Genomic DNA, 13,357 nt, shown 5'->3' with positions numbered 1-13,357 from the left:
GTGACGGTCACCCGCCCGCGCCAACCCGGCCGCCGGAACGACCGACGACCGCCAGCCACACACCGAACGATCGGACATGTCCGGACGCGGCGTCGCCGCGACGGGCGGGGCGGGGAGCTGATGACCCAGACCGTGAGCGAACCCGGCGTGCGGGAAGCCGTCCTCGACAGCGTGGGGACGCGACGGCCGGAGCCGGTGGCGGTCAGCCAGGGCTCGACCACCAGGGTGCCGCACCGCCTGCTCCTCACCGGGCTGTACGAAGCCGTGGACGAGCTCGTCCCGTACGCGCTGGAGCTGCGGCCGGTGCGACGGCGGCTGTACGCCTGGGTGAACCCGGCCGCCGACGCGCCGGCACCGTCGGCGGCCACCCTGGCCCGGCGGGTACGCGGCGTCGAACGGGCCTGGGTGATGGTGGTGACTCTCGGGCCGACCCTGCGCCAGCTGGCCGACCTCGTCCGGCCCGGCCGTTACCTGCCCCCTTTCCAGCTGCAGCTGTGCAACCTGCTCAACCAGGCCCGGCGGGCGTACTGCGCCGCGATCGCCGCGGCCCTCGACGCCGCGCCGGCGCATCGGATCGAGGCCCTGCAGAACGAGGGCGACCGGCTCGTGCACGAGTTCTCGACCAGGATGCCGTTGCTCTACCTGCACGACAGCAAGGGCCTGGCCGGCACCATCCGGGAGCTGGCCGACCAGGTCGCCGAGCTGGTCGCGCTGCGGGCCGAACGGGAATCCGACGCCCTGCCCGAGCGCGCCGCGGACGCCGAGACCGGCGTCGGCATGACCGACCCGGGCCAGGAGTGGTTCCTGCGGCGCCGGCTGCTGGCCGACCTGCAGAGCGTGCGCGACTACCCGTTCCACGACTACATGCAGCCGTACCTGCGGTTCAGCCAGCGGCTGAGCGGGATCAGCCTGGCGGTGCAGATCCTGTTCGTGCGCGAGCAGCTGTCCTGGCTCGCCGACCAGCCGCTGCTGCCCAGCGACGCCGCCGACCGGGCGGACGGCTACGTCGTCGAGCTCGCCGTGGCCCTCACCCACGTCGAGCAGAGCATCCTCCTGCACAAGCAGGGCAGATACGTCGAGGCGGCGGACGCGGAGCGGCTGGCCCGCGCCGTGCTGGCCACCGTCACCGGGCGACCGCAGTACCGGGAGGACGTCAAGGACCTCACCGACACCGTCGAGCTGCACCGGACGGCCAAGGCGGTGGCCGCCGCCGTGGCGATCGGCGTCGCCACCGCCATCACGGCCGGCGCCGTGGGCGCCGCGGCCGGCGTGGCGCTGGCCGCCGTCGTCGACACCACCACGGTGTTCGGTTCCCTCGTCGTCTCGGCGGGCGTGGTCACCACCCGCCTGATGTGGGAGACGCTCGTCGCGCGCAGCGGATCGGAGCTGCTGCTCGGGCCGCAGTCGATCACCGGGTCGTCGTTCCAGGAGGACCTCGCCTGGCAGGCGCTGCAGACGGCGGTCGTCCGGGTCGTGCTCTTCGGCTCCGGGGACATCTTCAAGGCCATCGCCCGGTCGGGCGACCGGGCCGAGCACGCTGCCCGGCTGGCCGTCGAGCAGATCACCACCTTCGGCTTCGGCGAGGTGCAGCACCTGGTCAGGACGGGCGAGCTGCGCAGCCTGCGGGACAGTGTGGTGGCCGCGGTGACGCAGGCCGCCACCACCGGCACGATCATGGTCGGCGGCCTGCTGGCGACGAGGTTCGTCGACCGGCTCGGCGACGCCCGGGGCGCGCTCGGCGTCGACGGGGAGCGGCGGCTACAGGAGTTGGAGGCCGAACGCGCCCAGGTCGCCCGGGACTTCGCCGCCGTCCGCGACGGCACGGCCACCCCGGAGCAGTTCCAGGCCTGGGCCGGCCGCGCCGCGGACGCCTGGAACGGGCTCGTCAAGCTCGTCGACGAGATGGCGCCGGGGGCGGAACGCGACGCCGCCCGACTCCGGCTCGCCGCGGCCAAGGGCGAGATCGAGCTGCGGCTGGCCGAGGCGGGCATCAGCGCCACGCTGACCTGGCCGGGCGCCGTACCCACCTTCGAGGGCCTGCTGCCCGGCCTGGTGGCCTACAGCGAGGACGGCCGGCCGGTGCTCGACGCCACCTACCCGCCCGGCAGCCGGAAGCCCACGGACATCACGGACGCCGTGCTCGTCCACGGCTCCGGCGGCCGGCGACTGCTCCTGCTGCCCGAGGGCGACCTGCCGGCGCGACCGGCGCCGCCGGAGCGGCTGGCCCACGTCCCCGAGGTGGGCCGGCGACCCGGAACCCCGCCCGAGCCGGTGGTGCTGCCCGGCGCGGCCACGGTGGGGTTGGCGCTGCTGCAGGCCGCCTACAACGCGGAGAACGCGGCGGCCATACTCGCCCAGGCGGCCAGGGGGCGGGAGGCGTTCCTGAGCCTGCTCGCGCACCCGGACCTGGCCAGCGTCGGAAAGATCCAGGCCCGGACGACGTCCCTGTACGGCCTGGCGTCGCATCCGGAATCGATCGCGTTCGGCCGGCGGTGGGGCCCGTTGCTCGTGCTGCGGCTACGCGGCCTGGGCAGCGTCGGTATCGACGACGTACTGCTGCGGGCCGAGGCGTTGCTGGAGCAGACCCCGGAGGCGGACCGGCCGGCACTGATCGACCGGCTGATGAGACGGACCGGCGACAAACTGCGCCGGGAGCTGGAGCTGATTCCGCCGCTGCGCCGGCCCCGCCGCACCATCACCCCGGACAACCTGGGCATCGACCGCAGCCACCCGAGCTGGCACGCCCTCGCCGCCGAGGTCGCCCGCCACCACCCCGACCTGACGCCTGGGCAGCGCGCCACGATGACCGACTGCCGGCAGGTCATCGAGGTCGCCGAGTCCGGCGCATTCGACCGGTACGTGCCGTCGACCCGGCTCGGCATCATCGACGCGTTCGAGCGCCGGATGGTCGACGGGCAGATCCGCGTCCCGGCACTGACCGCCGTGGCGAACGGGATGCGCGGCCGCCTCGCCGAGCACGTCTTCCTCGGGCCGCTGCCCATCCAGCAGCAGACCATGTGGTACCTCGGCGCGCGGACCACCACCTGGCTGACCGGGCGGTCCAACCTCGACGGCCACTGGACGACCGGCGACGTCCGGGGGTTCCTGGAGCTGAAGTCCGACGACATCCACCTGCAGACCGCCACGGAGCAGCAGGCCACCGCCCGGTTGTACCTGCAGCACGCGCTCGGCGACTTCGAGAACATCCCGCCGAACTCGCACTACCACCTGTGGTTCGTGCGGGACCCGGGGGCGGAGGGACGACAGCGGATGCTGTCCATCCTCCTGCCGAGCGGCGGGAAGATCACCGGGGTGCACTTCGGGCCGCAGCCGCCGGTCGCGGTGCCGCAACGGTGAGCACCGGGCGCCTCGCCGGCGTCGCGCCGGCCCCCTCCCGGCGGCGCCGCGGTGGCGAGCCGCCCGGTCAGCGCCGCGTCACCGCTGCGCCCCGGTGGGACGAGCCACCCGCGCGGCCAGCTTCTTCGGGGCGAGCCGGCAGTAGCTCTCGGTGAGCAGCTCAACGACCTCGTCCCAGTCGACGCCGTTGTCGAGGACCATGCCCAGCACGTCGGCACCCCAGTCGGGCTTGAAGAACGGGTGGCCGCCGGCGACCAGCGCGTGCACCTCGTCGGCGGGCGCCCGGAAGGTCAGCACGCAGGTCGGCTCGTCGGTGGCGGCGGCCCGCGCGTACGCCATCTGGTGGTCGGGGTCGACGGTGAGCACGTGGGCGAAGGTGCGCTTGCGGACCCGCCACCGGACGCCCACCCACGCCGGCTCCTCGTAGGTTTCCGGCAGCTCGCGACAGATCGGCCGGAGCCGGTCGAGGAACTCGGGTGGAACGTCGGCGGGAGCACTCACGCGAGGCACGCTAACCCGCCCCCCTGACATTTCCGGTGGAGGGAGTCATCGTCAGGCCCATGCCGGGCCCCATGGCGATCATGCCGTCGTGCTGAACCTGCAAGAGGCGGGCTCCACGTGCTCGTCACGGGCCGCTGGTCGCCTCGCCGGACGATTCGGCGTGTGCCCGCTCTCCGTCCTGGTCGAACATGGTGAGGATCTCGACCGGCCCGCCCAGCGCGCCGATGGAATGCGGAATCATGGTGGAGAACTCCGCCGCCTCGCCCGCACCGACCGCGATCTGCCGCTCGCCGAGGTGCAGCAGCACCGTGCCGCTGAGCACCGTGAACCATTCCCGCCCGGGATGAACGGCCAGGTGACCCGGGCCGGTGCGCCGTTCGGGAGTGATCCGCATCTTGGCCACCAGGCGGCCACCGTGCTGCGCCGCGTCCCGCGACAGCACCCACGTGGTCAAACCGGGCTCCTGGTGCTGAACCGGCCGGATGATGACGTCGGCGTCGTCGACGGGCTCCACGAGATGATCGATGGTGGTGCCCAGCGCCCGGGCGAGCGCGACGAGCTGGTCGAGGTCGATACGGCGGTTGCCCGTCTCTATCCGGCTCAACGTCGACGGACTGATGTGGCACCGAGCGGCGAGCGAGTCGAGGCTCCATCCGCGGGCCTGCCGCAGTCCGCGGATGCGTTGGCGCACCACCTCTGACAGATCGACTTCTGGCACAGCTGCCATGCTACGACTCCTTGCGGAAACTGCAAGAGACCTTGCCGCGATTGCAGCAGCCCGTACCGTTGAAGCAGCGGCCGTCGCCGTTCCCTCCCGCACAACCTCGCCAGGAGCCGAGCAATGAGTAAGCCCCACGGCCAGCACGGATCGCCGCACGCGGACCACCCCGCGTTCGGCCCGCAATGGTGGGAGCACCACTACCAGGAGCACCCGGCGAAACACGACTCGCCGAGCCCTCAGCTGGTGGCCGAGGTGACCGCCCTTCCCGCCGGGTCGGCGCTCGACGCGGGCTGCGGACGTGGAACCGACGCGCTCTGGCTGGCCCGGCAGGGTTGGCAGGTGACAGCGGTCGACGTCTCACCGACGGCGGTCAGCGACGCCAGGGACCTCGCCGCGCTCCACGAACCCGACGTCGCAGCACGCATCTCCTGGGTCGTGGCCGACCTGACAACCTGGCAACCGCCGAAGCGGTACGACCTGGTGGTGAGCCAGTACGTCCACCCCACCATGCCGTTCAACCAGTTCGTGGCCCGCCTGGCCGAGGCCGTCGCGCCCGATGGAACGCTCCTCATCGTCGGCCACGATCACGCCGATGAGCACTCGGCGGCCCACGCCCCCGACCAGGCCTCGATCGGTGTCGACGGCGTCACCGCTTCCCTGCGCGGGGAGCTGTGGGATGTCGAGGTGGCGGAGTCCCGAATCCGCCACACCGGGCATGGCTCGACCCGGATGAGCATGCACGACCTGGTCGTCAGAGCCCACCGCAAGCCGATGTGAGAGGCGGCCGCTCAGGCACTCCAGCCAGACGCCCGGAGCCGGGCCCGACGAGCCACAGCCCTCGCGACCGGGGAGTCGTCCAGGCAGATCAGTTCGTCCACCCACGACGTCAACGCCGGCCGCGCCACCTCGTCATGGGATGTCCACGCCGCCCCTCTTCCCCGCCTTGTCCCGTGGGTTGGACAGGCGTAACGCGAACGGCCGCCGCGCACGCTCTCCGAATGACGGCATGATCAGCTTTTGATCACCGCCCGATCGGGGAGGAACAATCCGAGACAGCACGCAGGACGCACCAGCGGGCCGCACGCCCGTCCGGGACACCGGCGGCGCGGGCCGGGCGACCGGAGGATCACATGCAGGGTGAGCTGCAACGCATCGTCGACGCACTCGCCGCCCACGCCGGACGCCCGGCGTTGATCGAGGACCGGCGGCAGCGGGTCGTGGTCTACAGCGAGCACACCGGCGTCATGGACGACGTGCGCAAGGCGTCGATCCTGCGCCGGCAGACCACGCCCGAGGTGATGGCCTGGTTCCGTGGCGTCGGCATCATGGAGGCGCGGGAGCCGGTACGCACGCCGGCGTCGGAGGAGCTCGACCTGATGCCCCGGGTCTGCGTGCCGATCCGGCACCAGGACCTGCTGCTCGGCTTCGTCTGGTTCATCGATCCCGACGGCACCATGGCCGACGCCGACCTCGAGGCCACCGGCCTGGTGAGCGAGCTGTCCCTGGCGCTGTACCGGGAGAACCTGCTCGGCGAGCTGGCCTCACAGCGCGAGACCGAGGCGGCGCGCACCCTGCTCGCCGAGAGCGAGGCGACCCGGGACCGGTCGGTGCGGGCGCTTCGGGAGGCCGGCCTGATCGCCGGTGAAGGGCCGGCCACCGCGCTCGTCGCGCAGCTGGTGACGGCCGGCCAGCCGCCCGACGAGGTCGCCCGGCTGGCGTTGGAGCAGGCGCTGGTGACCACCCGCCGCTGGATCGGGACGCGGGAGGCGTTGCACGTGGTCCGCGACGACCACGGGGTGCTGCTGCTCTGCGGCGGTCGGGTCGCCGGGCGGCCCTCCCCCGACGCCGCCGCCAAGCTCCTCGACGACAACCTGCGCCAGGCCACCCGCGGGCTGGCCGCCGTCGAGCGCACGGTCGTGGGGATCGGCCAGGCCCGCGCCGGGCTGGTCGACGCCGTCGGGTCGTACGGGGAGGCGCTGCGCTCCGCCCGGGTGGGCGTACGGCTGCCCGCCCTCGGCCGGGTGGTCTCCTGGTCGGGGCTGGGCATCTACCGGGTGCTGTCCCGACTGGACAGCGAGCAGCTCGACATCTCCGACGTGCACCCCGGGCTGGAGCGGCTGCTGCGCGAGCAGTCGAACCCGGTGCTGCTGGAGACGCTGGAACGCTACCTGGACCTGGCGGGCAACGCCCACGCCACCGCCGAGCAGCTGCGGCTGCACCGCACCACCCTCTACTACCGGCTGCAGCGGATCGAGGAGCTCGCCGAGACCGACCTCAAGGACGGCAACGAGCGGCTCTGCCTGCACCTGGCGCTGAAGCTCGGTCGGCTCACCGGCCGCTACCGGCCGGACGGCTGACCCTCGCCGGCTGGACGGTCCGCCGGCGATGCCGGGGCGCCCAACCGGCTGCGACTGCCGTACCTCGTCCGTCGTCACGCCGTCGCCGACCAGCCGACCGGCGGGTGCCTCGGGCGGGGCGCCGGCCACCGGCGCCCCGCCCGGGCGTTGCTACAGGCCGGCGGCGACCGCGGCGGCCCGGCCGCCGACCACCGGCAGTTCGATCCGGCTGCGGTCGAAGTGCACGGTGATCTCGGCCTGGTTCTGCTTGGCCCGGCTGGTGTACCCGGAGTACGAGCCGAGCAGCACCACACCGATCTGGTGGCCGGCCTCGAAGACGTAGTCCTCGGGGAGCAGCCGCACGTCGACGGCGTTCTTCCCTCCGGGCACCAGCGGCGTCGACGCGGTCAGCGAGCCGAGGTTCAGGCCGTCGAGGATGCCCTTGGTGACGAGCTCCTGGGGGTTGCTGGCCACCGTCTTCTCGGTCTGCCGGTAGCAGGCCTCCTCGGCGTGCCCGCCCCAGGTGGCCGCCGAGCCCCAGCAGTCCTCGCCGGTCAGGGTCCGGATGCCGTCACCGGAGGTGCTGAACCGCGGCCGGGTGCCGTAGTCGACGAGCAGCCCGGCGAAGCTGGTGTCCACGTCGTCGACCGAGGCGTTGATCTTGACGATCGGCGAGCCGGAGATGTGCAGCGGCGCCTGCAGCGGCCGGGACAGGAAGACCAACCGGTTCTCGGTGTTCGCCTGTGGGTCCGAGGGGTGCCGGATGGCGTTGGTCTGGCTCATCGACGGGGTGTCCCGGAAGCTCACCCGCGCGTTGCCGGGGTGCGGACGCACGGACAGCCCGCCGGCCGCCCCCTCGGCGCCGGGCTGGAGGAACACCTGGGTCGACTGGGCCTCGGGCAGCGGCCAGCCGGAATGGGTCTCCCAGACGTCCGGCGCGCGCTCGATGTCGACCATCGGCTCGGCCATGATGCCGTTGGAGATGCCGTGCAGCCAGAAGTCGAACCACCGGTGCAGGGTGTCGACCCACTCGCCCCGGCGGAAGTCGAACGGGTCGACGTGCCCGGTGCCGGTCAGCCAGAGCTTGCGCGGGACGTTCCGCTCGGCCAGCGCGTTCCACCAGGTGCTGAAGTGGTCCGGCCGGACGTTGTTGTCGTTGATGCCGTGCACGACGAAGACGCTGGCGCGCACCTGGCCGGCGAGGGGGACGTAGTCCCGCTCCGCCCAGAAGTCGTTGTAGTCGCCGGTGACGTCGTCGACCTGTTGGCCCAGCCGCTCGCGCACCGGCGCGCAGTACGCCCGCCGGGCCGGGTTGGTGACCGTGTTGGCCAGGCTGCCGGAGTAGTTGTTGGCCCGGGTGACCAGGCCGCCGCTGCGCGAGTAGTCGTACCAGCTGGAGATGGCCGAGATCGGCACGATGGTGGCGAGCCCGTCCACCCCGCTGGCAGCGGCCGCGTTCGCCAGCGTGCCGTCGTACGACTTGCCGATCATGCCGGTCCGGCCGTTGTGCCAGTCGGCGACGACCTCGCGACCCGCCGCGTCCCGCCCCGGCCGGCGGCCGTTGAGCCAGTCGATCGCGGTCGGCGCGCTGACGTTGTCGGCCCGCCCGCCGGTGACCGGGCAGCCGGTCGAGTTGTTGGTGCCGATCATGTCCAGCAGGACCACCGCGTAGCCGCGCGGCACGAAGTAGTTGTCGTAGAACAGCGGCCACTGGTCGTTCAGGCCGTCACCGTCGAGGTCGGCCTTGCACTCCCCCTCGTTGCCCCGGCAGACCGTGGAGTAGTACGGGCTGGCGTCCATCACCACCGGTACGCGCAGGCCGTCGTCGCTGGCCCGGGGCCGGATGATGTCCATCGCCACCACGTCGGCCGCCCCGTCGGCGTCGGTGTCGACATCGGAGGTGACGAAGACCCGCTCGCGGATCGCGTCGTCGTACCCGAACACCGGCTGGGTCACCCCGCCCTCGATGACCGGCCCGAGGCGCTCGGCCACGGGCTGCGCGGTCGCGGTGGCCGCCGGCAGGGCGACGGCCGTGGCCGCCACGACCACCACCGCCGCCCGCCACCAGTTTCTCGTGCTTCGCATCGTGCTCCTCCCTCTCCGGCACCGGCCGTGGCCGCCACGCCCGGTCCGGACGCGCTCACCGTGAGCACGGCGCTGTGATCGAACCCTACGAATGGGCCCGCGACCGGTCATCGGACACGTGTGGGAGGTGCTCGGCGATGCCTCCTACGTCTGTCGCAGGGGACGCCGCCGCGGCGTCCGGCCCGGCCCCCGTCCCACCCCGCGCCGGCGGCGTCCGCGCGGCTCCGCCGGGTACGACAGGCGTAGGAGGCGGCGGCACGCGATTCCAACAGGTGCCCGATGTTTCGACGGCCGGGCGGCCCATAGGTTCGGCGTCGTGCGGTTGACGGGTCGCGCCACGGTCCCGCGGATCATCGGGCGTTTCGTGGTGCCGGCCCTGTTCGCGGCGGTGTTCGCCGCCCCGCTCTGGTTCATGGTGGTCGGTTCGCTGCGACCGGCCGGCCTGCCCCCGCCGCGGACGCTGGAACTTTTTCCGCCCGAGCCGACACTGGCCGCCTACACCCGGCTGCCGGAGCTGATCCCGCTCTTCCGCTACCTGGCGAACTCGGCGCTGGTGGTGGCGCTGGCCGTGCCGCTGACCGTCGCGGTCGCCTCGCTGACCGGCTTCGGGCTGCGGCTGCTCACCCCGGCCGCCCGCCGGCGGGTGGTGCTCGGCCTGCTGGCGGTGCTGCTGGTGCCGGTCACCGCGGTGTGGGCCACCCGCTTCGAGCTGTTCCGGCTGGCCGGCGTGGTCGACACGTACGTCCCGCTGCTGGCCCCGGCGGCGCTCGCCGGCAGCCCGTTCCTGGTGCTGCTGTACGCCTGGAGCTTCGGCGGCGTGCCCGACAGCCAGCTCTGGGCGGCCCGGCTGGAGGGCGCGGGGTGGCTGACCGTCTGGCGCCGGGTGGCGCTGCCCCAGGTCCGCCCGGCGACCCTCGCGGTGGCGGTGCTCGCCTTCACCTTCCACTGGGCCAACTTCATCGACCCGCTGCTGTACCTGCACCGCGGCGACCGGTACACCTACCCGCTCGGCCTGCAGTTCCTGCGCCTGCTGAACCCCACCGACTGGCCGCTGCTGATGGCCGGGTGCGTCGTCGCGACCGTGCCGTGCGTGCTGGTGTTCCTCCTGGCGCAGCGGGTGCTGTTGAACGACGATCCACTGGCCGCACTGAGATCTGGAGGACGCAGGTGACGAACACCCGGGCACGACGGTGGGTGGGCCTGGTCATGGCCGTGCTGCTGGTCGGCTGGGCCGCCGGCTGCGGCGGCGACGGTGACCGGGCCGACGACGCGGCGGGCATCACGGTCGTGCTGTTCGGCGACGCCGAGGAGGTGGCCGGCTACCGCACCATGGTCACCGCCTTCGAGCAGGCCAACCGCGACGTCGACGTCAACCTCTCGCCGGTGGCCAGCCAGGACGAGCTGATGGCCCGGCTGACCACCTCGTTCGCCGGCGGCAAGCCGCCGGACGTGTTCCTGCTCAACTACCGCCGCTACGGCCAGTTCGCCGCCCAGCGGGCGATCGAGCCGGTGCAGTCCTACCTGGACCGCAGCACGGTGCTCAAGGAGAGCGACTTCAGCCCGCGGGCGCTGGACGCCTTCCGGTTCGACGGCACGGCGCTGACCTGCCTGCCGCAGAACCTGTCCTCGCTGGTCGTCTACTACAACGCCGAGCTGTTCGCCGCCGCCGGCGTGCCGCTGCCCAAGGCCGGCTGGACCTGGGACGACTTCCTCGCCGCCGCCCGCGCGCTGACCCGGGACGGCCGCTACGGGCTGGGCGTGGAGCCGTCCGTGCCCCGGCTCGCGCCGTTCGTCTGGTCCAACCGGGGCGAGCTCGTCGACGACCCGAACCGGCCCACCACGCTGAGCCTCACCCGGGACGCGGCCACCCGGACGGCCGTCGACTGGTTCCTCGACCTCCAGCTCAAGCACCACGTCGTGCCGCCGGACGCGGAGGAACAGAGCGAGTCGAGTGAGGCCCGGTTCCTGCGCGGCACGCTGGGCATGTACCTGAACAGCCGGGTGGCCGTGCCGACGTTGCGCACCATCGAGGGGTTCACCTGGGACGTGGCGCCGCTGCCGGTCGCGCCGGGCGGGGTGCCCGCGTCGATCCTGCACAGCGACGCGTACTGCATGAGTGCCGGGCTGCCCGAGCACGGCGACGCCTGGCGGTTCATCGAGTTCGCGATGGGCCCGGACGGGCAGCGGATCCTCGCCGAGTCCGGCCGCACCGTCCCGTCCCGGCTCGACGTCGCCAACTCCCCCGTCTTCCTGGACCCGGCCGCCCCGCCGAAGTCGTCGCAGGTCTACCTGGACGCCGAGCCGCACCTGCGGGCCACCCCGCGCACCGCCACCTGGTCGCGGGTGGAACGCGAGACGGACACCCTGCTCGAGGAGCTCTTCTACGGCCGGATCGACCGCGAGGAGGGGCTGCGCCGGCTGGAGGAGCAGAGCCGGCAGCTGTTCGCCCTGCCGGTCGGAGGGGGTTGATGAGCGGGCGCGGCGCGATCCGGCTGGAGGAGCTGACCAAGTCGTACGGGCGGAGCACCGCCCTCGACGGGGTCGACCTGGACGTGCGGGCCGGTGAGCTGCTCACCCTGGTCGGGCCGTCCGGCTCGGGAAAGTCGACGGTGCTCCGGCTGATCGCCGGCCTGGACCGGCCGGACCGCGGCCGGGTCGTCGTCGACGGCCAGGACGTCGCCTCGGTGCCGCCGCACCGGCGGGCCGTGGCGATGGTCTTCCAGGACTACGCGCTCTATCCGCACCTGACCGTGCTCGGCAACCTGACCTTCGGGCTGCGGGTGCGCCGGGTCCCCCGCGCCGAGGCAGACCGGCGGGCCCGCGCGGCGGCCGACCGGCTCGGCATCGCCGACCTGCTCGACCGCCACCCCGACCAGATGTCCGGCGGGCAGCGGCAGCGGGTCGCCCTGGCCCGCGCCCTGCTCCGCGAGCCCAGCGTCTACCTGCTCGACGAGCCGCTGGCCAGCCTGGACGCGCCGCTGCGCTTCGCCACCCGGGCCGACCTGCTGGGCCTGCACCGTGACCTGGGCACCACCACCGTCCACGTCACCCACGACCAGGCCGAGGCGATGACCCTCGGCGACCGGGTGGCCGTGCTGGACCGCGGCCGGGTCCGCCAGATCGGGCCGCCGCAGCAGGTCTACGACGAACCCGCCGACACCTTCGTGGCCGGCTTCCTGGGCAGCCCGCCGATGAACCTGGTGCCCGGCGGCGGGGTGCTCGGCGGCCCGGCCGGGCTGACCCTGGGCGTACGCCCGGAGGACCTGACGCTCGACCCGGAGGGGCCGGTGGAGGCCACCGTCGACGCGGTGGAGGCGCTCGGCAGCGAGGCCGTGCTGCTGACCCGGTGCCCCGACGGCACCCGGCTGACCGTCCGCACCGGACCGCGGCCCGGCGTGCGCCCGGGTGACCCGGTGCGGCTGCGCCCCGACCCGGACCGGATCCACCGCTTCGACGCCGAGACCGGCCGGCGCCGATGACCCGCGGCTCCAACCGCCGGCCGTTGACCGGCTGGGCGTTCCTCGCCCCGTACGCCCTGGCGGTCGCGCTGCTGGTCGCGCTGCCGGCCCTGCTCAACGTCGGCTACGCCTTCACCGACCACACCGGGCTCACCCGGGACCCGCGGTTCGTGGGCCTGGCCAACGTCCGCCGCCTGCTCGACGACGGGTTCCTGCTGGACAGCCTGCGGGCGTCCCTGCTGCACGTGGCGCTGGCGGTGCCGGTGCGGCTGCTCGCGGCGGTGGGGCTGGGGCTGCTGCTCGCCGCGCCGCGCCCGGGCGGGCGGTGGTTCCGGGTGGCGGTCTACCTGCCGACCGTGGTCCCCGACGTGGCGCTGGCCGTGCTGTTCCTCTGGGTGCTCAACCCGATGTACGGCCCGCTGAACCAGTTCCTCGGCCTGTTCGGCCATCCGGGCTTCACCTGGCTCGCCGACCCGACCACCGCCCGGCTGGCGGTGGTGCTGATGCTGGCCTTCCCGATCGGTGAGGGCTTCATCGTGGTGCTGGCCGCCCGCCGGATGCTCGACGGCCGGCTGTACGAGGCGGCCGCGCTGGAGGGCTGCGGACCCTTCGGGCAGCTGCGCCGGCTCACCCTGCCGCTGCTGGCCCCGGTGCTGGTGCTGCTGGCGGTCCGGGACACGATCCTCACCCTCCAGGTGAACTTCGTCCCGGCGTACGTGCTCACCGACGGCCGGCCGGCCAACGCGACGCTCTACCTGCCCGTGTACATCTTCGACCAGGCGTTCGAGTTCTCCGGCTTCGCCTACGGCGCGCTCATCTCGATGGTGCTCATGGCGGTCACCGGCGTCATCATCACCGCCCTGCTGCTGATGGTGCGACGCTGGCGGGTGCTGCGCTGA

General features: G+C 73.3%; 10 protein-coding genes. 7 read left to right on the top strand and 3 right to left on the bottom strand.

Going from position 1 to position 13,357, the window contains the following annotated elements:
* Window positions 1-120: 120 nt before the first annotated feature.
* Entirely contained in the window at window positions 121-3,357 is a 3,237-nt protein-coding gene (locus AC1WTP_RS14115; protein WP_481649696.1) for a hypothetical protein, read from the top strand.
* Window positions 3,358-3,435: 78 nt separating this feature from the next.
* Here the strand turns inward: AC1WTP_RS14115 and AC1WTP_RS14110 are convergent, their stop codons facing one another.
* Window positions 3,436-3,858 (bottom strand): MmcQ/YjbR family DNA-binding protein, encoded by a 423-nt coding sequence (locus tag AC1WTP_RS14110; protein ID WP_481649695.1) that lies wholly within the window; start codon window positions 3,856-3,858, stop codon window positions 3,436-3,438.
* A 124-nt stretch (window positions 3,859-3,982) separates the two neighbouring features.
* Window positions 3,983-4,576: a helix-turn-helix domain-containing protein gene (locus tag AC1WTP_RS14105; protein ID WP_481649694.1), complete on the bottom strand. Its 594-nt coding sequence runs from the start codon at window positions 4,574-4,576 to the stop codon at window positions 3,983-3,985.
* Window positions 4,577-4,699: 123 nt separating this feature from the next.
* Between AC1WTP_RS14105 and AC1WTP_RS14100 the strand changes: the two genes are divergently transcribed.
* Entirely contained in the window at window positions 4,700-5,356 is a 657-nt protein-coding gene (locus tag AC1WTP_RS14100; RefSeq protein ID WP_481649693.1) for a class I SAM-dependent methyltransferase, read from the top strand.
* Window positions 5,357-5,709: 353 nt separating this feature from the next.
* The gene (locus AC1WTP_RS14095; RefSeq protein WP_481649692.1) at window positions 5,710-6,936 is read left to right on the top strand and encodes a PucR family transcriptional regulator; all 1,227 of its coding nucleotides are present in this window, start codon (window positions 5,710-5,712) and stop codon (window positions 6,934-6,936) included.
* Window positions 6,937-7,086: 150 nt separating this feature from the next.
* On the opposite strand, the gene AC1WTP_RS14090 is transcribed toward AC1WTP_RS14095, so the two are convergent.
* Window positions 7,087-9,000 (bottom strand): Xaa-Pro dipeptidyl-peptidase, encoded by a 1,914-nt coding sequence (locus AC1WTP_RS14090; RefSeq protein WP_481649691.1) that lies wholly within the window; start codon window positions 8,998-9,000, stop codon window positions 7,087-7,089.
* Window positions 9,001-9,316: 316 nt separating this feature from the next.
* Between AC1WTP_RS14090 and AC1WTP_RS14085 the strand changes: the two genes are divergently transcribed.
* From AC1WTP_RS14085 to AC1WTP_RS14070, 4 genes are read left to right on the top strand one after another with little or no spacing between them, the layout of a single operon-like run.
* A complete protein-coding gene (locus AC1WTP_RS14085; RefSeq protein ID WP_481649690.1) occupies window positions 9,317-10,171 on the top strand; it encodes a carbohydrate ABC transporter permease in 855 nt (284 codons plus the stop codon).
* Window positions 10,168-11,469, top strand: coding sequence for an ABC transporter substrate-binding protein (locus tag AC1WTP_RS14080; RefSeq protein ID WP_481649689.1), 1,302 nt, complete (start codon window positions 10,168-10,170; stop codon window positions 11,467-11,469). The genes AC1WTP_RS14085 and AC1WTP_RS14080 overlap by 4 nt, the downstream gene beginning before the upstream one ends.
* Window positions 11,469-12,479, top strand: coding sequence for an ABC transporter ATP-binding protein (locus tag AC1WTP_RS14075; RefSeq protein WP_481649688.1), 1,011 nt, complete (start codon window positions 11,469-11,471; stop codon window positions 12,477-12,479). The genes AC1WTP_RS14080 and AC1WTP_RS14075 overlap by 1 nt, the downstream gene beginning before the upstream one ends.
* Window positions 12,476-13,357, top strand: coding sequence for a carbohydrate ABC transporter permease (locus AC1WTP_RS14070; RefSeq protein WP_481649687.1), 882 nt, complete (start codon window positions 12,476-12,478; stop codon window positions 13,355-13,357). Before AC1WTP_RS14075 ends, AC1WTP_RS14070 begins: the two co-directional genes overlap by 4 nt.

The sequence above is a fragment of the Micromonospora sp. R311 genome (assembly GCF_056780015.1).
This window is presented reverse-complemented; position numbering and strand designations above follow the sequence as displayed.

Coding starts and splice junctions, on each gene's coding strand:
- AC1WTP_RS14095 (WP_481649692.1), top strand. CDS start 5,710: ATGCAGGGTGAGCTGCAACGCATCGTCGACGCACTCGCCGCCCACGCC.
- AC1WTP_RS14115 (WP_481649696.1), top strand. CDS start 121: ATGACCCAGACCGTGAGCGAACCCGGCGTGCGGGAAGCCGTCCTCGAC.
- AC1WTP_RS14090 (WP_481649691.1), bottom strand. CDS start 9,000: ATGCGAAGCACGAGAAACTGGTGGCGGGCGGCGGTGGTGGTCGTGGCG.
- AC1WTP_RS14075 (WP_481649688.1), top strand. CDS start 11,469: ATGAGCGGGCGCGGCGCGATCCGGCTGGAGGAGCTGACCAAGTCGTAC.
- AC1WTP_RS14070 (WP_481649687.1), top strand. CDS start 12,476: ATGACCCGCGGCTCCAACCGCCGGCCGTTGACCGGCTGGGCGTTCCTC.
- AC1WTP_RS14100 (WP_481649693.1), top strand. CDS start 4,700: ATGAGTAAGCCCCACGGCCAGCACGGATCGCCGCACGCGGACCACCCC.